Below are 19,153 nucleotides of genomic sequence, written 5' to 3'. Positions count from 1 at the left end.
TGTGACTTTTCGTGATTGGGCGGGGTCATGTCTCGTGTCGGTGTCGTTGTGGCGGTGCTCGCGCTGAATGCTGCGCTGCCGGTGAGCGCGGCCTTGCCTGCGTCGGCCGTGCCGGTGGCCTCGTCCGGGCCGGCGGGGTGCCGCGGGTCTCGACGACTGCGGCATGTGTGTTCGGGGGCGGGGGGTCGTCATGCTGAGCGCGACCGGTCCGGCGCGGCTGGTGTGCGTGGGTGGTGTGCGCGACGGCGAGCCGGTGGGTGGCATCGTCTGAGGCCGGGTCTGGCTGGGAGAGGGGTTGGCCGGGTGGCTGAGGGGCTGCTCGGCGGCTTTTGTGTCCGGGGTCAGGTGGTGAGGGTGACGTCGCCTCCGGCGGGGTGCTGGCAGCGGCCGTGGGGGTGGGTGCCGGTGATGAGGCGGCATTCCCAGGTGGTGCCGTCGACGTTGATGGTGAAGTTGGGCAGGTCGTCGTCTGGGGCGGGGCGGTTGCGCTGGTAGGCGTCGGCGACGTGGCGTGCGGTGGTGCAGGCGGTTGCGGGGTGGATGGCGGGCAGGTCGGCGGTGATGTGGAGTCCGGCGGGGGTGCGTCCGCAGTCGGTGGTGCGGGCGGCGGCGGGCGGCGGCGGGTGGGCGTCTGGGGGTGCGGGTGGGGTGGTGGTGCAGGCGGTGGTGAGGGCGAGGGTGGCGGTCAGGGTGGTGAGGGTGGGGTGCATGGCGGGTCCTTTCGTTTCGTTCAGGATGGGGTGTGGGGGCGGGTGGCCGGGTGCAGGTGGGGTGAAGGGTGGGTCAAGGGGTTTTGGTGGTGCGGGAAGTCGGGGTGGGGTGGCGGGTTTGGATCGTGGTGGGGCGGGGTTGTGTCAAGGGGCTGTCGGTGGATTCTGTCCTGGGCGTGACCTGCGGTGGGGTGGTGGGGCGGGATGCTGGGGGTGTGGTGATGTGTCCTGCATGGGCGGACTGTCATCGCCGGGGGCGCTCGGGCCTCTCCCCCGCTCGGGCGCCCCGTCCCCGAGGCTCGGTTCGGTCTGCGGTGATGTGGCTGGCAGGTCCTCGGGTGAGGTCCGGTGGTCTGGCGCTGAGGGGTTGGTGGTCTTCCCGGGGGTGGCCGGCGGGCGGGACCGTTTCGTTCCGTGGTGGTCTGGTGACCGGGCGGGATCTTTCCGGGCAAAGCAGGTCAATCTGGGGCCTCCGACCAGGGTTTTTGTCGTGTTTGGTCACCAGCAGTGGAAATTTCATGTCAGCATCTTGAGCATGTATGGGTCATATGGGACTGCCGTAAAGGGTTGTGGCGCGTGCGGCGAGGCGCCGCCCGCCCGGTAAGTCCCGCCCTGGTGACCGCTGCTCCCCTGTTCGGAAAGAAGTTCCCGCGTTGCGTATCTTGCTGCTCTGTTCCTCCTTCAACGGCCTGACCCAGCGAGCCTGGCTGGAGCTGCGTCGCTCCGGGCACGACGTCGGCGTGGAGCTGGCGATCTCACCTGAGCAGATGACGGAGGCGGCCGAGCTGCACAAGCCCGATCTGATCATCTGCCCGTTCCTGAAGGAGCGGGTGCCTGAGGCGTTGTGGCGCACCCGCCGTACGGTGATCATCCACCCGGGGCCTCCCGGTGACCGCGGCCCGTCCTCGCTGGACTGGGCGATCGCCGACGCCGAGCCCGAGTGGGGGGTGACGGCGCTGCAGGCGGTGGAGGAGATGGACGCCGGCCCGATCTGGGCGTACCGGACGTTCCCGATGCCCTCGGAGCCGCCGCGCAAGTCGGCGCTGTACAACGGGCCGGTGGCGGACGCGGCGGTCGAGCTGGTGGCGGAGGTGGCGCGCAAGGCGGCCGATCCGGCGTTCGTGCCGGTGCCGCTGGACTACCGCAACCCGGAGGTGAAGGGGCGGCTGCGGCGGCCGATGCGGCACGCCGACCGGGAGTTCTCCTGGGGCGAGCCGACCGAGGACATCCTGCGGCGGGTGCGGGCGGCCGACGGCGCGCCGGGCGGCCGGTCGGTGCTGTGCGATCTGCCGGTGCGGGTGTTCGACGTCTACCGGGGTCCTGAGCTGCTGGGCACGCCCGGTACGGTGGCCGGCCGGCGTGAGGGCGCGGTGCTGGTGCACACCGGTGACGGCACGCTGTGGGTGGGTCATGTGAAGGTCGAGCGTGAGGGCGGTATCAAGCTGCCGGCCACGATGGCGCTCGGCGACGCGGTGGCCGGGGTGCCGCAGCGGTCGGGCTACAGCGAGATCACCTACGACCGCAGCGAGGGCGTGGGCGTGGTGAGCTTCGACTTCTACAACGGGGCGATGTCGACCGAGCAGTGCCGGCGGCTGGCCTCGGCGCTGCGGTACGCGGTCTCGCAGGACACGCGGGTGCTGGTGGTGCGCGGCGGTGAGGTGTTCTCCAACGGCATCCATCTGAACGTGATCGAGGCGGCGCGGCAGCCGGAGCTGGAGGCGTGGATGAACATCAACGCCATCAACGCGGTCTGCCGGGAGATCGTGGGGTGCACCAGTCAGCTGGTGGTGACGTCGATCGGCGGGAACGCCGGTGCGGGCGGGGTGATGATGGGGCTGGGCGCCGACCGGGTGATCGTGCGGGATTCGGTGGTGTTGAACCCGCATTACCGGACGATGGGGCTGTTCGGCAGTGAGTACTGGACGTATTCGCTGACGCGCCGGGTGGGCGCGGATGTGGCGCGGCGGCTGACGCAGGAGGCGTTGCCGATCGGCGCCGCCGAGGCGGTGGAGGTCGGGCTGGCCGACAAGGCGCTGGCGGGTTCGCGGCTGGACTTCGAGCGGCGGGTGCTGGAGTACGCCGAGCGGCTTGCGGCCGATCCGAACTATGAGCGGTTCCTGGCGGCGCGGCGGCAGGCGCGCGAGGCCGATGAGCGGCGTAAGCCGCTGGATGCCTATCGGGCCGAGGAGCTGGCGGAGATGAGCCGGGACATGTTCGACGATCGCAGCGGGTTCCGGCAGGCGCGGCATGCGTTCGTGCACAAGCTGAAGCCCCAGGCGACGCCGGAGCATCTGGCGCGTCTTCGGGAGCTGTCCGGCGCGTCGGCACCCTTGGGCGCGAGTACATCTCATATGTGAGATATGGTCTGCTGTTGTGGCAGATGATTACCTTGTGCGGATCGGCCGGCTGATCCGGGACGCTCGCCAGCATCGCGGTTGGACACAGCTGCAGCTGGCGGATGCGCTGGCGACGAGCCAGAGCGCGGTGAACCGGATCGAGCGCGGAAATCAGAACATCAGTCTTGAGATGATCGCCCGGATCGGCGAGGCGCTCGACAGCGAGATCGTCTCGCTCGGCTATGCGGGGCCGATGCATCTGCGGGTGGTGGGCGGCCGCCGGTTGTCGGGCAGCATCGACGTCAAGACGTCGAAGAACGCGTGCGTGGCGCTGCTGTGCGCGTCGCTGCTCAACTCCGGCCGGACGATCCTGCGGAAGGTGGCGCGGATCGAGGAGGTGTACCGCATCCTGGAGGTGCTGGCCTCGATCGGGGTGCGGGCGCGCTGGATCAACGAGGGCAGCGACCTGGAGATCGTGCCGCCGTCCCGGCTGGAGCTGGAGTCGATGGACACCGAGGCGGCGCGCCGCACCCGCAGCGTGATCATGTTCCTGGGTCCGCTGATGCACCGTACGGATCAGTTCCAGATCCCGTACGCGGGCGGCTGCGACCTGGGCACCCGTACGGTGCAGCCGCACATGTCGGCGCTGAAGCACTTCGGGCTGGACATCACCGCCACCGGCGGGTTCTACCACGCCCGGGTGGATCGCGGGGTGTCGCCGTCGCGGCCGATCGTGCTGACCGAGCGGGGCGATACGGTGACGGAGAACGCGCTGCTGGCCGCGGCCCGCCATGACGGGGTGACGGTGATCCGCAACGCCTCCTCCAACTACATGGTCCAGGACCTGTGCTTCTTTCTGGAGCAGCTGGGCGTGCGGGTGGAGGGCATCGGCACCACGACGCTGACGGTGCACGGCGTGCCCGACATCGAGCGGGACGTCGACTACTCGCCGTCGGAGGATCCGGTGGAGGCGATGAGCCTGCTGGCGGCTGCGGTGGTGACGTCGTCGGAGCTGACGATCTGCCGGGTGCCGGTGGAGTTCCTGGAGATCGAGCTGGCGGTGCTGGAGGAGATGGGGCTGGATCACGACCGGGGCGGCGAGTACGCGGCCGCCAACGGCCGGACCCGGCTGGTGGATCTGACGGTGCGGCCGTCGAAGCTGGTCTCCCCCATCGACAAGATCCACCCGATGCCGTTCCCGGGGCTGAACATCGACAACGTGCCGTTCTTCGCGGCGATCGCGGCCTCGGCGCAGGGGCAGACGCTCATCCACGACTGGGTCTACGACAACCGCGCGATCTATCTGACGGAGCTGACCCGGCTGGGCGCGTCGGTGAAGCTGCTGGATCCGCACCGGGTGCTGGTGGAGGGGCCGACGCGCTGGCGCAGCGCGGAGATGATGTGCCCGCCGGCGTTGCGGCCGGCGGTGGTGGTGCTGCTGGCGATGATGGCGGCCGAGGGCACGTCGGTGCTGCGCAACGTGTACGTGATCAACCGGGGGTATGAGGATCTGGCCGAGCGGCTGAACGCGCTGGGCGCGCGGATCGAGACCTTCCGCGACATCTGACCCCCTTGCTGCCGTGGGGTGGACGCCGGTCCTCGGTGGGGCCGGCGTTCGCCGTGTTGCGGGGGCCTGAGATTGTCGGTGGCGGCCGCTACCGTCGTGCGTGGATCTTGCCGATCGTGTTGCGCGTGATGGGAGGGGTGCCGGTGCGGCCTGCGGAGCTCGACCGGGTGACGGTGGCGGAGGCAGCGGACCGTTATGTGGAGCTGGTGCGCGCCAGGACGCTGACGGGGGCGCTGTCGCCGTCCACGGCCGAGGTCTATGCCCGTGATGTGGCCACGCTGGTGGAGCTGGCCGGTCCTGATGTGGTGCTCGACGATCTGACGGGTGAGGACGTCGATGCGATTTTGCTGGCGTTCGCGCGCCGTCCTGACGGCCGCAGACGCGGCGGCGGGCAGCGGGCGGCGGGGCAGTCGCCGTCGTCGCAGGCGCGGTTTCGCCGGTCGATCTCGGCGTTGTTCAAGCATGCGACGCTGGCCGGGTGGGTGCAGATCAACCCGATGACGCGCTCGAGCGTGACGGCCAGGGAGCGGGGCGGGCTGGCGCCGCAGCGGCGGGCGCTGACCCGCGAGCAGGCGCAGGGCCTCATCAAGGCGGCGCGGGCGCTGACCGAGGCCGCGCCGGAGCAGGGCAGGCGGCGTGATCAGCGCACGGAGCTGCGTGATGCGGTGATCGTGCTGTTGCTGGCGACGGTGGGGCCGCGGGTGTCGGAGCTGGTGCGGGCGAATGTGGAGGACTTCTACACCAACGACGGGGTGCGGTATTGGCGGATCTTCGGCAAGGGCGGCCGCACGCGTGATGTGCCGCTGCCGGATGACGTGGCGGCGGTGCTGCAGGCGTATCTGGAGCGGGGCCGTCGCGCGGATGCCGAGGATGACAAGGCGTTGTTGCTGTCGTGGCGGGGGCGGCGGCTGGCGCGGGGTGATGTGCAGGCGGTGATCGACCGGGTGCAGGCGCGGGTGCCGGCCGATCAGCGTCGCTCGGTCACCCCGCACGGGCTGCGGCATACGACGGCGACGCATCTGCTGGCGGACGCGGTCGACATGGACGCGGTGCGGCGGGTGCTGGGACACGGAGATCTGTCCACGTTGGGGCGTTACCGGGATGATCTGCCCGGGGAGCTGGAGGTGGCGATGCGGGCCCATCCGCTGTTGCGTGACCGGCGGTCCGGCTGAGGGGTGCTGTGTGGCCGCAAGGGGGGTCAGGCGGGCTGGAGCTCGTCGAAGAGGGCGATCGCCTGGGCGGGGTCGGGGCTGACCAGGCGTTGCAGTCCGGCGATCGTCATCGTGGCGAAGGTGCGGGCGCGTTCCCACATGGTCTGCTCGAACGCGCGGACGGCGGCGTCGAGGTCGTCCGTTGCGGCGAGGGCCTCGGCGAGTTCGGCGCCTTCCAGCATGGCGAGGTTGGCGCCGACGCCGAGGGGCGGCATGAGGTGGGCGGCGTCGCCGATGAGGGTCACGCCGGGCACGTGGGTCCAGGTGTGGTCCGGGGGCAGGACGTGCAGGGGGCGGTGGTGGAAGGCGGTGCCGTGGCGCAGCAGGTCGAGCAGGTGCGGCGCCCAGCCGTCGAACAGTGCCTCCAGCAGCGCCCGTACGGCCTGCGGGTCGGCCAGGTTCACGCGGGGCCATCCGGTGAGGCCCAGGTGGCGTTCGGGGTCGGTGTGCCAGGTGCGGGGCGCGCGGAACTGCGCGTAGACCTTGACGTGGCCGCCGCTGTTGCGCTGGGCGACCAGGCCGCGGTTGACGCCGTAGACGGCCAGTGAGCCGTCGCCGATGAGGCGGGCCAGCTCGGGGTGACGGTCATCGATGTCGTCGATGCCGGTTTCGAGGTAGGTGACGCCGGTGTAGTGGGGGGTGACCGGTGACAGGGCGGCGCGGACGCGCGACCAGGCGCCATCGGCGCCGATGACGAGGTCGAAGGTGGCGGTGCGTCCGTCGGCGTAGCGGACCCGCACGCCGTCATCGGCGGGTTCGACCTCGGTCACCGTCGTCCCCCACTGGACGTGGAGGGGGCCGAGGAGCAGGTCGCGCAGGTGGCCGCGGTCGATTTCGGGGTTGGCGCGTTCGCCGGGGCGGGGCTTCCAGTCGCGCAGGACGGTGCCGTCGGTGTCGAGGATGCGCATGGCCTGTCCTTCGGGGCGGGACAGGCGGGTGAACTCGGCGAGCAGGCCGGCTTTGCCGAGGGCGCGCTGGCCGAGGGCGTCGTGGAGGTCGAGGGTGCCGCCTTGGGGGCGGGCGTGGGGTGCGGTGTCGCGTTCGAGGACGGTGGCGGGACTGCCGTGGCGGTGCAGGACGCGGGCGAAGGTGAGGCCGGCGGGGCCTGCCCCCACCACGGCGATACGGTGTCTCATGTCGATACACCGTATCGCTCCGATACGGAGTATCGCAACAGTACGATGTCCTGCATGACTGTGTGGGACCGGCCCGAGCGGCCCGCCCGCCCCGCGCCGCTGGACCGTCAGCGGATCGTCGCCGCCGCGATCGAGCTGGCGGACGAGGGCGGGCTGGAGGCGGTGTCGTTGCGCAAGGTGGCCGCCCGGCTCCAGGCCGGCCCGATGCGCCTGTACGGCTTCATCTCCACCAAGGAGGAGCTGTTCGACCTCATGGTGGACGAGGTCAGGGCCGAGCTGCTGCCCGCCGGGCCGGCGGGCGGGTGGCGCGAGGCGCTGCGCGGGCACGCCTGCCGCACCCGTGCGTCGGCTCTGCGGCACGAGTGGCTGGCCGATCTGCTCGGCGGCCGCCCGGCGCTGGGGCCGAACGCCCTGGCCGTGATGGAGGCGTTGCTGTCGGCGCTGGACGGGGTGGCCGACCTGCAGGCCGTGATGCGGGCCGTGGAGGTGGTCAACGACTACTGCACCGGCGCGATCCGGCGGGAGATCGCGCACCTGCGAGCCGAGCGCGCCACGGGCCTGTCGGAGCGCGACTGGCAGCACGCCCACGGCCCCTACCTCACCAAGATGCTGGCCACGGGCCGTTTCCCGGCGCTGTCGCGGTTCGTCAGCGAGGGGCGGGAGGTGGACGCCGAGACGGCGTTCCACACGGGGCTGGAGTGGGTGCTGGACGGCGTCGCCGCCCGCCTGGACCCGCCGGCGTGACCGTGGGGGCCTCAGGCGGCGGGGCGGTCGCCGATGCGGGCGAGGTTCATCCGCGGCCTTCCCTGAGCTTGCCGAGGCGTTCGGCGATGTAGTCCCATTTCGCCCAGAAGGTGGCGAGCTGCTCGCGGCCGGCGTCGTTGAGGGCGTAGAACTTGCGCGGCGGCCCGACCTCGGAGGGGCGTTTGGTGACCTGGACCAGGCCGTTCTTCTCCAGCCGGAGCAGGATGGTGTAGACGGTGCCTTCGACGACGTCGGTGAAGCCGAGGTCGTTCAGGCGGCGGGTGATGGCGTAGCCGTAGGTCTCCTCGCTGCCGATGATCTCCAGCACGCAGCCTTCGAGCGTGCCTTTCAGCATCTCCGTGAGGTTGTCCACGCGCCGCCAGCTCCCGGCTACTTGGTACCACTGAGTAGCAAGGACACGGTATCACCGTCAGGCCCGCTCCGGGCGGGATGTCAGGGTGCGGGAGCCGGGGTGGAGCGGACGGCGAGCTGGTCGAGGGAGATGCCGAGCACGTCGGCCAGGGCCGCGATGGTGAAGAACGCGGGCGTGGCGATGCGGCCGGTCTCGATCTTGCGCAGGGTCTCGGCGGACATGCCCGCGGCGGCGGCGACCTCGACGATGCTGCGGTCGCCGCGGGCCTGGCGCAGCACGTGTCCGAGTTGCTCGCCGCGCAGCCGCTCTTCGGGGGTCAGCGGAGGTCGCACCATGACCTCCACTTTATACCCCTGGGATACAAATACCGGTCCGGTCCCCGGGGTGACGGCGTGCGCGAGCCGGCCCAGGCGTCTCCCCCGCCGTCCGGGCGTCTCCCCTGCCGTCCGGGTGCGACCTTGCCCTGCCCCGGATGACCGGCGCCCCTGCCTGGATCGTCCGATCTGGCGGGTTCCGCCGCCTGTGCGCGCGGCCGAGCCCTGCCCGGATCATCCGGCCTGGCGGGTTCCGCCGCCTGTGCGCGCGGCCGGGCGAGGACGGGCTCCGCGCGCGGGCAGCGGCCCTCGCCGCCGCCTGGGACGTGCTGCTCACCGAGCCGTGCGTTAGAGGAGCCGTGCGTAATAACCCGTGCTCGAAGATCGCGGCCGCCTGGTGGCCGCGCTCGGCCCGCCCCTTGGCGTGGCCGGTGTGGGCGGTGTCGAGGTCCGGGCGGCGTGCGGGGTCGCAGGAGCGTCTGGCGGGTGCCGGTGCGACGGCTCCCGCTCCCGATCGGGCTCCCGCGCCTGGGCCGCCGGGCTGCGGTGATAAGGCTTGCGATGCTCGTGCGGCGGCGCATCCGGCCCGGCGCGGCACCACGAGCCGCGCGAGCGCGGGGCGCGGGCGTGCGCAGGCGCCGCCTGTGGTGCGGCGTCCGCCCGGTCTGCGCGCGTCGGCGCGTACCTGGCCGGCCGGACGCCGGGTGTCGGCCGGCCGCCGTGCGCGTCCTGGGCGCGTGGCGGCGGCGGGGCGTGTGCTCGGCATAGGGCGTAACTCCCGTCGATCGGCGCCCGCCCGGCCCGGCTTGGGGCACGCGGCGGGCGGATACGGTCGCAAGGCCGGTCCGGCGGTGCGCCGTCCGGCCGGCGGGCGAAGCGTTGCTCTCCTGCGCCGCGCCGCCGGCGGGACGCCACAGGAGAGGTCCGGCGAGGCGGGCCGCGGGTGGGTGCGGCGGTGCCGGTGAACGCCGGGCGCCGGGTCCTCGCAGGCGGCGGGCGCGGTCGGCCGGGGGGATGCGGATGGCATTGTAGGCACGTGCGGGCGCGGCCTGATCCGGGCGGGCACGCGGCGGGATGCGGCGGGTGCGCCGCCGGGGCGTCCGCTGATGGTGTGCGTCATCACCGCTGTCATGGTGCCTCGTGAAGTCGCAGGAGGGCGCCTGCTCGCCGTCGCCTTCAGGCTAAGTCCCGCCAGGTGGGCGGGGCGAGCGAGCCGGAGGCGCGCGGGAAGATTTGACCATGTCATGGCGGGCGTACGGCCCGTGCTTGACGCGCTGCGCGCGCCGGGCGTCAGCAGGACTCCACGGGCATGTCGAACCAGACGACCTTGCCGCTGCGGGTGCGGACGCAGCCCCAGGCGCGCGACAGCCCGGCCACCAGGGCCAGGCCGCGTCCGCCTTCGTCTTCGATGCCGGCGGGCCGCAGCTGGGGCATGCCGCTGCCGCGGTCGCCGACCTCGCAGCGCAGCAGCAGGCGTTCGCCGGAGCAGCGCAGCCGGATCTGCAGGCGTACGGGGCCGCGGCCGTGCCGGACGGCGTTGGTCACCAGTTCGTCGGCCAGCAGCTCGGCCTCGGCGCTGGGGCGCATGCCCCAGCCGGCGAGCGCGTTGCGCATCAGGTGGCGTGCCTGCGGCACCGAGGCCGGCAGGGCCGGCAGCGTCCACACGGCCGACGGGGCGCCGCCCGCGCCGGCGGGGCCGTTAGGGCTGGGACCGCCCCGCGTCCGCCGGCCACCGGAGGTGGCCGCGCCCACCGGGGTCTGCGGGGCCACCAGGTACGCGGCCTGGGCAGGCGGGCGGGGCGGCCGATGATGAGTCATGATCACCGTCCCTCGCTTTTCCCTTCCCGCTTGTCGGGGGCGTTCCCCCACCTCCCTGAGCCTGCCCAAAAAGCACCCATAAGCACCCATACGGGCATCTATTACCTGGCGGGCGGGTCGTCCTCCAGCGGCACCAGCACCTGAGTCACCAGCTCCCCCGGCGCCGTCACCGCCGGATCCGACACATACACCTCCCGCACCGGCCCGCGCACCGCCCGCCCCCGCTCGGCGCACCAGGCCAGCAGCCCGTGCACGGTCAGCGACATCTGCTCATACGCCCCCACGTGGGTGGCGCAGGCGAACCGCCCGCCCGGCAGCACCACCGCCCCGGCCCGCCCCCGCTCCACGGCCAGGCCGACCTCCACCTCCATCGCCTCCGCCACATCCAGCGGGAACAACCCGACCAGCCGCACCGGCCCCTGTCCCGCGTGCCCGGCCAGCAGCCGCGCCACCGCCGCCGAGGTGGCCCGTCCCACGTCCTCCATGCCCGCCGCCGGCTCGCGCTCCAGCACCACCGCGAGCGGCTCCTCCTCCACCACGCGCACGGCGGTCTCGGGAAGGCCCTCGGCCATCACCCGTTCCAGCACCCCGAGCGTCCTGCGCCGCCGCGCCAGCTCCTCCTCCAGCTGCCGGCGCACCCCCTCCAGCGCGTCCGCCGACCCGGCCAGCACCTGCCCGATCACCGCCAGCGGCACATCAAGCGACCGCAGCAGCCCGATCGACAACGCCTGCCGCGCCTGCGAGGGCCGGTAGTAGCGGTAGCCGGTCGCCTGGTCCACGTACGCCGGCCGCAGCAGCCCCAGCTCGTCGTAGTGCCGCAGCTGCTTGACACTCAACCGGCCCAGCCGGGCGAACCGCCCGATCGGCAGCAACTCCTCATCCACACCCACCAGCATGGCCCGGTTTGACCACCACCCGGTCCCAGGCGGCAAGGTGGAAGGCATGAGCTTCACCGTGGGCCAGGTCGCCCGGCTGGCCGGCGTCACCGTGCGGACCCTGCACCACTACGACGAGATCGGCCTGCTGTCGCCCCGCGAGCGCACCCCCGCCGGATACCGCCGCTACAGCGACGACGACATCACCCGCCTGCAGCAGATCCTGCTGTATCGCAAGCTCGGCTTCCCGCTGGAGGAGATCGCCGCCATCCTCGACCGTCCCGGCGCCGACCACCTCGACCACCTGCGCCGCCAGCACCGGCTGCTGACCGCCAAGGCCGAGCGCATCAGCCAGGTCATCGCCGCCGTCGAGCGCGCCATCAACGCCCGCACCACCGGCATCTCGCTGACGGCCGAGGAACGCCTGGAGGTCTTCGGCTCCCTGCGGCCCGAGGACTACGACGCCGAGGTCGAGCGCCGCTGGGGCCACACCCCCAGTACGCCGAGAGCCAGGAGCGCATCGCCTCCTACACCAAGCAGGACTGGCTGCTGCTCGCCGAGGAGGCCCAGGCCATCAACGACGAGCTGACCGCCGCCTGCACCGGCGGACTGCCGGCCGACTCACCGGAGGTGATGGACATCGCCGAGCGGCACCGCGCTCACATCAACCGCTGGTTCTACACCTGCGACCACGAGCTGCACCGCTGCCTGGGCGACCTGTACGCCTCCGACCCCCGTTTCGCCGCCGTCTACGACGCCCTCGCCCCGGGCCTTGCCGCCTACTTCCGCACCGCGATCCACGCCAACGCGCGCCGCCACCTCTGAACATGCCCTTGCGGGCATATAACCGGCTCGGTATATTCACGGGCATGCCGTTCGACGTCGTCGCCGAACCCACCCGCCGGCGCATCCTCGACCTCCTCCTGCAGCGCCCCCACCAGGTCGGCGAGCTCACCCGCCTGCTCGGCCTCACCCAGCCCGCCACCAGCAAGCACCTGGCCGCCCTGCGCCGCGCCGGCCTGGTCACCGTCCGCAAGGACGCCCAGCGCCGCTGGTACGAGCTCAACCCCCGCCCCCTGGCCGAGATCGACGCCTGGCTCACCCCCTACCGCCGCCTGTGGAACGACACCCTCGACCGCCTCGAACACCACCTCGACACCATGAAGGACGACACACCGTGAACGAAAGCGTCACCCTGCACGCCGACGGCCGCACCACCCTGCGGATGCAGCGCCGCCTGCCCCACCCGCCCGGAAAAGTATGGCGGGCCGTCACCGGCCCCGAGCACATGGCCGCCTGGTTCCCCGCCGAGGTCAGCATCGACGGCGACCGCATCGCCTACGGCTTCGGCCCCGGCGGACGCATCACCGTCAACGACCCGCCGCGCGTCTTCGCCCACACCTGGGGCGACGATGAGCTGCGCTGGGAGCTCGCCCCCGACGGCGACGGCACCCTGCTGACCTTCACCCACACCTTCGCCGACCGCCACGGCGCCGCCAGCTTCGCCGCCGGCTGGCACACCTGCCTGGCCGCCCTCCACGCCCACCTCGACGAACGCCCGTTCCCCGGCACCGGCGACACCGCCCGCCTGCACACCGCCCGCCTGCACGAGGACTTCATCGCCATCCTCGGCCTGCCCTCGGCCACCGTCACCGACGGCGGCGTCCGCGTCGAACGCCAGCTCACCCGCCCCGCCGAGGACGTCTGGCAGCGGCTCGGCGGCCCCGAGGCCACCGTCGGCGCGCCGCCGCCGCAGCCGTTCACCGTGCCCGCCGCACCGCCCGGCCCGGTCAGCCGCATCGAGGCCGGCAAGCTGCTGGAGTACGACACCGGCGGCGGGACCGTGCGCTGGGAGCTGGCAGCGGGCACCGGGCACGGCGCGCGGCTGGTCCTCACCCACGCCGGCCAGACCGCCACCCTGGACGCCTGGCGCGTCCGTGTCGAGGAGCTGGCCGCCTCCCTCCTCTAGCCGTGGTTTTTCTTCTTTGCAGGTGTGAGGTGCTGCATTTTCCCACGCCCTTTACAAAGTAGATTTCATGAAATTCCAGACAAGTCGGATATCCGGGTGGGTGGGTCAGCGCCCCGGCCCGCCCTCGATCGCCCACCGCACCCCGTACGCGCCCAGAAAGTCCAGGAACGCGCCGGGATCGAACGCCTGCGCGGGCGCCAGCACCCCCGCCTTCGCGGGCTCGGCCACCAGGCGGCGGGCGCTTTCCACCGCGATCGCCGCCGTCAGGCCGTAGGTGTCGCTCCCCTCCACGACGCCGCGCACCCGCCGCCCGTCCGTGCCGGCGGCCTCGGCCAGGTAGGTGAAACGCTGGGCGCGGCGCTCCCGCTCGGCCGGCCCCTCGGGCAGGCTCGCGATGACCTCGGGTGGGGGCGCGTCGCCCAGCCGCTCCCCCAGCCCGGCCTCGGCCAGCCCCTCCAGGCGCGCAAGACGTACGTGGCGGGGAATGGTCACCACCTCCGGCACCGCGAACCCCGCAACCGGCAGCACCTCCTCCCGCCCCGGCAGCCGCACCTCACCGCGGCGGCCGGGCGATGCAGGACGCCAGAGGCCGCCGTCGTAGACCAGGCCGCCCGATCGGACGGTCTCGATCGTCGCGGCCAGCGAGCGCAGCGTGCCGCGCGAGACGCCCCGCCCGGGCCGATAAGGTGGACGGTGCGCATCTCCCCGATCCGGTCCAGGCGGGCGGCCACCAGGCTCGCCAGCAGATCCAGCAGGACGCAGCCGTCGGTGGCGGCGGGCACCACACTCACCCCGGCACCACGTGCTCGGGACGCGAGGGTGTCGAAGAGGTCCTTGATGGCGAGCTGCTCGCCGCAGGTGTCGACGTAGTGGCAGCCGGCGTCAATCGCGGCCGCCGCCACGGCGCGGGCGGTGAAAGTGAAAGGCCCGGCACAGTTGATGACGGCATCGCTGCCGGTGAAAGCGCGCGCCAGAGCCCGGTGGTCGCCGGCTGCGGCCTGCCGCCGCTGCGCGCCGTGCAGGCCGGTGGCCTCGGCCGCTTGCGTGAGGCGGGCCGGATCGCGTCCGGCCAGGATCGGCTCGATGCCGCGGCGGGCCAGCTCGGCCAGGACGAGCCTGCCCTGGTAGCCGCTCGCGCCGTACACGGTGATCTTCATCTCGTCTCCTCGAACACGCCGATAGGGGATCAGCCCCGCGCAGCACGCTACGGCTCCGGCACGAGACGCCGGAATAAGCAAGACGCGCGCACCTTTGCGCCATCGTCTTCAAAGAAGAGCCGGTTAGGGTGTCAGGATGGACGTGTTGTCGGACGTGGTGAGCGCGGCCCGCACGGGCCGCCCCCATTCGCGGCGCGTGAGCCGCCCCGCCCCCTTCGCCGAGCATTTCCCCACGGTGCCGGCGGCCGGGTTCCACGTCGTCCTGCGCGGAACGTGCCGGCTGACGCCGCCGCAGGGCGAGCCGATCGTGCTCGGGCCCGGGGACGTGGCGTTCCTGCCGCGCGGCTGCGCCCACACCCTGTCCGACGCCGGGTCGGCGGCCCCCGCCGGCGCGCCCGAGCAGGCCCCCTCCAGCACGCGTCAGCAGGGAGACTCCAGCGTGGACGAGGCAGCCTCCGCCGCAGGCGGGCCGGGGGCGGTGAGCGTGGACATGCTGTGCGGCGCGTACCTGCTGGACGGCTCGGCCCAGCACCCGCTGCTGGACGACCTGCCCGACGTCGTCCACCTGCCCGCCCACGTGGGGCGGCACGGACAGCTGCGCGCCGCCGTCGACCTGCTCGGGACCGAGCTGGACGCCCCGGCCCGCCCCGGCTCCGACGGCGTGCTGCTCACACTGCTGGACCTGCTGCTGCTCTACATCCTGCGCGCCTGGTTCGAGCAACAGCACGCCGACGGCCGCTCCCCCGCCGGATGGGCCGCGGCCCTGCACGACCCCGCCGTGGCGGCCGCCCTGCGCGCCGTCCACGCCGACCCGGCCCACCCGTGGACGGTCGAGGAACTCGGGGCGCGGGCCGGGCTGTCACGAGCCGCCTTCGCCCGCCGCTTCACCACCCTGACCGGGCGGCCGCCACTGGCGTATGTGACCTGGTGGCGGCTGACCACCGCCGCCCGGCTGCTGCGCAGCGGCGACGCCCCCGTCCACACGATCGCCCGCCAGGTCGGCTACAGCTCGCAGTACACCTTCACCCACGCCTTCAAGCGCCAGTACGGCACACCGCCGGCCGCCTACCGGGCCCTGACGGGCACCACCTGATCGGATCAGTCTCGGGCGGCGGGCCGGACCACGACCTCGCTGACGTCTCTCCCGTCGGCCTGCTCGATGGCGAACGCGATCGCCGCGGCCACGAACCGGGGACGGCATCGCGATCTCCTCCCTCCCCCCGCCGTGCCATCACCGCCGCCACCTCAGGGCTCACCGCGCGGGCGGCGCGCCGCACACCTGCACGCAGGCGAGGCCGGGGCGGGGCGTGGTAGCCGGCGACGTGGGAGTGCACGCCCCCGTCGGCCGCTCTCACCAGGGCGCGCCTGCCCGGCTCGCTCGCGGTGGTCGTGGCGGTGGTGCTGCTGACGTCCCCGCCGACCTGGTACTCGATGACCACCGCGCGGTTCTGACCGCCTCCACGCGGCCCCCGGCGCATGTCACGGAGTGTCGGCCTGCCCCCGGGAAGGAGCTTCCGCCCGTCCGGGCGGGTGGTCAGGCGGTGAGGCCGAGGGCGGCGGCGGTCACGGCGCGGGCGCGCTCCGGCCGGGTGAGCACGTCCACCGCATCGCAGACCTGATCGACGCACCCGCCCACCGGCAGGCCCCGTACAGCGGGGTCTGAGATCTGCGCCATGAGCGCCTCGGCGAACCGGTCGCCGCCGATCACCCGGAACGGCCGGTCGTGGAAGCAGCGCACCCGCTCATCGAGCCGCTCGGCCAGCGCCGTGCGGTTCTGCAGCGCGGCGAGCCTGCCGTAGGCGGCGGCCAGGCCGTCCTCGCGCTCCCGCCACGACCGCGCCGCCAGCGCCGCGCCCAGGGATTCGCCCAGCTCGGCCGAGCCGGGCAGCCGGGCCAGCGCGCTGCCCAGCCATTTGGCGTACGGGGGATAGCGGCGGCGCAGCAGCAGCGCGAGCCGCATCACCTCCCGCGCCAGCCGCGCCCCCACCACGGCCGAGCCCAGCTCGTCGCCCACCTCGCCGCAGCGCCCCGGGAACGGCTCCTCCTGCGCGATGCGCCGCCACTGACAGGCCAGCACATACCGCCACACATCCTCCGGATACCAGCGCAGCAGCCGCCGGACCGTCTCAAGGCCCGGCTCGCCGAGCCCGTCGTGGAACACCTCACCACCGGTCACCTCGGCCAGGCTCTGCCAGGGCGACGACAGCCAGTCCAGCAGCGACACCCCGCCCCGCGGGTCGAACCCGAGCCGCTCCACCAGCCACGACCCCAGCTCCGTCACCCGCACCCCCGGCTGCACCCGCCCGTGGTAGCCGAACACGGTCGGGTATCCGCGAAACCGCTCCGGCAGCCCGGCGACCACCCGCTGCTCGATCTCGGCCACCTGATCGGCCGCCACGAACACCAGCACCCGCGGCCCCCAGTCGTGGTCGGCGGAGCGGGCGGTGTCGAACGCCAGCACCTCCGACCCGGGCCCGATCAGCGCCGCCGCGTGCGGCACGCCGGTCACCAGCGGGGCCACGACCTCACCGTAGAAGGAGCGCGACAATTCGATACCAGGTACGAAATCGGTCATCACGCCGTCAACTGTGCACCAGCGCCCGCCGAACCTCACCCGGTTTTCCCCCGCGCGGGGCGCGGGCCGGATTTGTGCGGGTGGGGCCGGGCGGTTCCCCACGGAGGTCAGAGAGCGAGGTGGCAGGCCATGACGCGCACCCTGCGGTAGCCGAGGTGCTCGTACACGGTGATCGCGGCGGGATTGTCGTCGTCCACCATGAGCGCCGCACGCCCGTACGCGGCCACCAGCTGCCGCGTCACCCACCCGCACACCAGCCGCGCCAGCCCGCGCCCGCGATAACGCGCCCGCGTCGCGACCCCGGCCAGCAGCCCCACGGTGGGCGCCGACCAGGCGTCGGCCGCGACCGCCGCCAGCTCGCCGTCAAGGCGGATGCCCGCCCAGCGCCGCACACCCGAACCGCCGGGAACCGCGTAGGAGTGGGGGCGTCGGCGGCCAGCAGCTCGGCCACCTCCGCCTCCTCCGCGGCCTGCAGCCACCCCACCTGCGCCCCGCCGTCCACGACAGCGGCCGGCAGGCTCTCGGCGGCGGCAGCGGGCAGGCTCATCCACGAAAAGCGGCCCCGTTCGGCCAGCCCGTCGACGCGGGCCGTCACCTCGGCCAAAAGGCCCGCCTCACCCCAGGGCCGGTAGGTGGGGCCCAGCTCGGCCAGGGCATGCCGGACCAGCCGCACCGCCTCCGGCACGGGGCCGTGCACGGCTAAGCGGTCACCGCGGGAGATGCCGGGGCAGGCGGCCACCACCGCATCCCCCAGCGCCCAGGCCCGCGCCCGCCCGCGCAACCCCTGGCCCGTCCACATCACCAGGTCGGCATCGCCGCACGCCGCCCGCAGCTCCGCCTCCGAGCGCAGCGGCATGATCACAAAATCGCCCCCGGCCGGTAGGCGGCCGCCTCCGGATGCTCGGCCACGATCGCCTCGACCGCCTGGGTGACGGCCCGCACCTGGTCGCCGGCCGCGCCGGTGAACGACACCCGGTCGGCCAGCAGGCCCTCCAGCTCATCGCGGCCGAGGGGGAAGCGGTCATCGCCGGCCAGCCGGTCCAGCAGCTCGTTGGCGGCGCCGCGCGAGCGCATCGCCAAAGCGGAGGCCACCGCGTGCTCCTTGATCAGCTCGTGGGCCTGCTCGCGGCCCACCCCGGCCCGCACCGCCGCCATCAGCATCTTCGTCGTGGCCAGGAACGGCAGGTAGCGGTCCAGCTCGGCGGCGATCACGGCGGGGAAGGCGCCGAACTCCTCCAGCACCGTCAGCATCGTCTCCACCAGCCCGTCGAAGGCGAAGAACGCATCCGGCAGCGCGACCCTGCGCACCACCGAGCACGACACATCACCCTCGTTCCACTGATCACCGGACAGCTCGCCCACCATCGAGGCGTAGCCGCGCAGCACCACCGCCAGGCCGTTGACCCGCTCGCAGGAACGGGTGTTCATCTTGTGCGGCATCGCCGAGGAGCCGACCTGCCCCTCCTTGAACCCCTCGGTGACCAGCTCGTGCCCGGCCATCAGCCGGATCGTCTTGGCCAGCGACGACGGCGCCGCCGCCAGCTGCACCAAAGCCGTCACCACCTCGAAGTCGAGCGAGCGCGGATAAACCTGCCCGACGCTGGTGAAGCGGTGCTCGAACCCCAAGTGGGCCGCCACCCGCTCCTCCAGCGCGGCCAGCTTGCCCCGATCGCCGCCCAGCAGGTCGAGCATGTCCTGCGCGGTGCCCACCGGCCCCTTGATGCCGCGCAGCGGGTAGCGGGCGATCAGCTCCTCCAGCCGCCAGTAGGCCACCAGCAGCTCATCGGCCGCCGTGGCGAACCGCTTGCCGAGCGTCGTGGCCTGGGCCGCCACATTGTGCGAGCGGCCGGCGATCACCGTCGCCTCGTGCTCGTGCGCCAGCCGCGCCAGCCGCGCCAGCAACGCCACGACCCGGTCGCGCACCAGCAGCAGGCTGTCGCGCACCTGCAGCTGCTCGACGTTCTCGGTCAGGTCGCGCGAGGTCATGCCCTTATGGACCTGCTCGTGCCCGGCCAGCGCGTTGAATTCCTCGATGCGGGCCTTGACGTCGTGCCGCGTCACCCGCTCGCGCGCCGCGATCGAGTCGAGATCGACCCGCTCGACCACCTTCTCATAATCGGCGATCGCGCTCTCGGGCACCGCCACGCCCAGCTCGGCCTGCGCCCGCAGCACCGCCAGCCACAACCGCCGCTCAGCGATGATCTTGTATTCGGGTGACCACAGGCGGGCCAGCTCCGCCGAGGCGTAGCGACCGGCCAGAACATTCGGGATACGCGGCTTGGAAGTCACGTCGGACAAGTCTATTCACACCCCCGCCGGTCACCTCCGCCCGCCCGGCCGCGTCATCGCCCGGCCCCCGGCTCCGTAC

The 19,153-nt window shown here is 72.9% G+C and carries 21 protein-coding genes; 9 read left to right on the top strand and 12 right to left on the bottom strand.

Annotated features, from left to right (window positions below; all coding sequences use genetic code 11):
* Nucleotides 1-341: 341 nt before the first annotated feature.
* On the bottom strand, nucleotides 342-710 hold the full coding sequence (locus tag ACFMQL_RS34120; protein ID WP_378788884.1) for a hypothetical protein: 369 nt from the start codon (nucleotides 708-710) through the stop codon (nucleotides 342-344).
* 653 nt (nucleotides 711-1,363) lie between these two features.
* Between ACFMQL_RS34120 and ACFMQL_RS34115 the strand changes: the two genes are divergently transcribed.
* From ACFMQL_RS34115 to ACFMQL_RS34105, 3 genes are read left to right on the top strand one after another with little or no spacing between them, the layout of a single operon-like run.
* Complete coding sequence (locus ACFMQL_RS34115) at nucleotides 1,364-3,067, top strand: enoyl-CoA hydratase-related protein (protein WP_364051377.1); 1,704 nt, start codon at nucleotides 1,364-1,366, stop codon at nucleotides 3,065-3,067.
* 16 nt (nucleotides 3,068-3,083) lie between these two features.
* Nucleotides 3,084-4,613 (top strand): helix-turn-helix domain-containing protein, encoded by a 1,530-nt coding sequence (locus tag ACFMQL_RS34110; protein ID WP_378788882.1) that lies wholly within the window; start codon nucleotides 3,084-3,086, stop codon nucleotides 4,611-4,613.
* A 35-nt stretch (nucleotides 4,614-4,648) separates the two neighbouring features.
* The gene (locus ACFMQL_RS34105) at nucleotides 4,649-5,785 is read left to right on the top strand and encodes a tyrosine-type recombinase/integrase (RefSeq protein WP_378788880.1); all 1,137 of its coding nucleotides are present in this window, start codon (nucleotides 4,649-4,651) and stop codon (nucleotides 5,783-5,785) included.
* Nucleotides 5,786-5,811: 26 nt separating this feature from the next.
* Here the strand turns inward: ACFMQL_RS34105 and ACFMQL_RS34100 are convergent, their stop codons facing one another.
* A complete protein-coding gene (locus tag ACFMQL_RS34100; protein ID WP_378788878.1) occupies nucleotides 5,812-6,960 on the bottom strand; it encodes an FAD-dependent oxidoreductase in 1,149 nt (382 codons plus the stop codon).
* 54 nt (nucleotides 6,961-7,014) lie between these two features.
* On the opposite strand from ACFMQL_RS34100, the gene ACFMQL_RS34095 reads away from it, so the two are divergent.
* On the top strand, nucleotides 7,015-7,704 hold the full coding sequence (locus ACFMQL_RS34095) for a TetR/AcrR family transcriptional regulator C-terminal domain-containing protein (protein ID WP_364051389.1): 690 nt from the start codon (nucleotides 7,015-7,017) through the stop codon (nucleotides 7,702-7,704).
* A 46-nt stretch (nucleotides 7,705-7,750) separates the two neighbouring features.
* Here the strand turns inward: ACFMQL_RS34095 and ACFMQL_RS34090 are convergent, their stop codons facing one another.
* From ACFMQL_RS34090 to ACFMQL_RS34075, 4 genes are all read right to left on the bottom strand, one after another.
* Nucleotides 7,751-8,077 carry a PadR family transcriptional regulator gene (locus ACFMQL_RS34090; protein WP_364051392.1) on the bottom strand — a complete coding sequence of 109 codons (327 nt, stop codon included), beginning with the start codon at nucleotides 8,075-8,077 and terminating at the stop codon, nucleotides 7,751-7,753.
* A gap of 80 nt (nucleotides 8,078-8,157) precedes the next feature.
* Nucleotides 8,158-8,412 (bottom strand): helix-turn-helix transcriptional regulator, encoded by a 255-nt coding sequence (locus ACFMQL_RS34085; protein WP_364051395.1) that lies wholly within the window; start codon nucleotides 8,410-8,412, stop codon nucleotides 8,158-8,160.
* Nucleotides 8,413-9,681: 1,269 nt separating this feature from the next.
* Nucleotides 9,682-10,209, bottom strand: coding sequence for an ATP-binding protein (locus tag ACFMQL_RS34080; protein ID WP_364051398.1), 528 nt, complete (start codon nucleotides 10,207-10,209; stop codon nucleotides 9,682-9,684).
* Nucleotides 10,210-10,310: 101 nt separating this feature from the next.
* Entirely contained in the window at nucleotides 10,311-11,093 is a 783-nt protein-coding gene (locus ACFMQL_RS34075; protein WP_364051401.1) for a MerR family transcriptional regulator, read from the bottom strand.
* Nucleotides 11,094-11,151: 58 nt separating this feature from the next.
* On the opposite strand from ACFMQL_RS34075, the gene ACFMQL_RS34070 reads away from it, so the two are divergent.
* Genes ACFMQL_RS34070 through ACFMQL_RS34055 form a run of 4 tightly spaced genes read left to right on the top strand, consistent with a single transcriptional unit; the run spans nucleotide 11,152 to nucleotide 13,053 of the window.
* Nucleotides 11,152-11,673, top strand: coding sequence for a MerR family transcriptional regulator (locus ACFMQL_RS34070; RefSeq protein WP_378788873.1), 522 nt, complete (start codon nucleotides 11,152-11,154; stop codon nucleotides 11,671-11,673).
* Entirely contained in the window at nucleotides 11,565-11,909 is a 345-nt protein-coding gene (locus ACFMQL_RS34065) for a TipAS antibiotic-recognition domain-containing protein (protein ID WP_378790239.1), read from the top strand. The genes ACFMQL_RS34070 and ACFMQL_RS34065 overlap by 109 nt, the downstream gene beginning before the upstream one ends.
* A 44-nt stretch (nucleotides 11,910-11,953) precedes the next feature.
* Nucleotides 11,954-12,265, top strand: a complete 312-nt coding sequence (locus tag ACFMQL_RS34060; protein ID WP_364051407.1) for a metalloregulator ArsR/SmtB family transcription factor — start codon at nucleotides 11,954-11,956, stop codon at nucleotides 12,263-12,265.
* Nucleotides 12,262-13,053: an SRPBCC family protein gene (locus tag ACFMQL_RS34055; protein ID WP_378788871.1), complete on the top strand. Its 792-nt coding sequence runs from the start codon at nucleotides 12,262-12,264 to the stop codon at nucleotides 13,051-13,053. Before ACFMQL_RS34060 ends, ACFMQL_RS34055 begins: the two co-directional genes overlap by 4 nt.
* A gap of 105 nt (nucleotides 13,054-13,158) precedes the next feature.
* On the opposite strand, the gene ACFMQL_RS34050 is transcribed toward ACFMQL_RS34055, so the two are convergent.
* Complete coding sequence (locus ACFMQL_RS34050; protein ID WP_378788869.1) at nucleotides 13,159-13,548, bottom strand: hypothetical protein; 390 nt, start codon at nucleotides 13,546-13,548, stop codon at nucleotides 13,159-13,161.
* A complete protein-coding gene (locus ACFMQL_RS34045; RefSeq protein ID WP_378788867.1) occupies nucleotides 13,542-14,210 on the bottom strand; it encodes a saccharopine dehydrogenase NADP-binding domain-containing protein in 669 nt (222 codons plus the stop codon). Before ACFMQL_RS34045 ends, ACFMQL_RS34050 begins: the two co-directional genes overlap by 7 nt.
* A 136-nt stretch (nucleotides 14,211-14,346) precedes the next feature.
* Here ACFMQL_RS34045 and ACFMQL_RS34040 point away from each other — a divergent pair, with 136 nt between their 5' ends.
* Nucleotides 14,347-15,303, top strand: a complete 957-nt coding sequence (locus ACFMQL_RS34040; protein ID WP_378788865.1) for an AraC family transcriptional regulator — start codon at nucleotides 14,347-14,349, stop codon at nucleotides 15,301-15,303.
* A gap of 441 nt (nucleotides 15,304-15,744) precedes the next feature.
* Here ACFMQL_RS34040 and ACFMQL_RS34035 read toward each other — a convergent pair whose 3' ends face one another.
* The 4 genes from ACFMQL_RS34035 to purB form a co-directional block, all read right to left on the bottom strand.
* Nucleotides 15,745-16,785, bottom strand: a complete 1,041-nt coding sequence (locus ACFMQL_RS34035) for a DUF4037 domain-containing protein (RefSeq protein WP_378788863.1) — start codon at nucleotides 16,783-16,785, stop codon at nucleotides 15,745-15,747.
* Between the two features lie 107 nt (nucleotides 16,786-16,892).
* Nucleotides 16,893-17,141: a GNAT family N-acetyltransferase gene (locus ACFMQL_RS34030; protein WP_378790238.1), complete on the bottom strand. Its 249-nt coding sequence runs from the start codon at nucleotides 17,139-17,141 to the stop codon at nucleotides 16,893-16,895.
* Nucleotides 17,024-17,641 (bottom strand): hypothetical protein, encoded by a 618-nt coding sequence (locus ACFMQL_RS34025; RefSeq protein WP_378790288.1) that lies wholly within the window; start codon nucleotides 17,639-17,641, stop codon nucleotides 17,024-17,026. Before ACFMQL_RS34025 ends, ACFMQL_RS34030 begins: the two co-directional genes overlap by 118 nt.
* A 2-nt stretch (nucleotides 17,642-17,643) precedes the next feature.
* The gene (purB, locus tag ACFMQL_RS34020; protein WP_378788861.1) at nucleotides 17,644-19,074 is read right to left on the bottom strand and encodes an adenylosuccinate lyase; all 1,431 of its coding nucleotides are present in this window, start codon (nucleotides 19,072-19,074) and stop codon (nucleotides 17,644-17,646) included.
* Between the last annotated feature and the right edge of the window lie 79 nt (nucleotides 19,075-19,153).

It is taken from the genome of Nonomuraea fastidiosa, from assembly GCF_042751225.1.
Lineage (GTDB): Bacteria > Actinomycetota > Actinomycetes > Streptosporangiales > Streptosporangiaceae > Nonomuraea > Nonomuraea fastidiosa.
The sequence above is the reverse complement of the archived record's forward strand: the minus strand, read 5'-3'. Positions and strand labels throughout refer to the sequence as shown.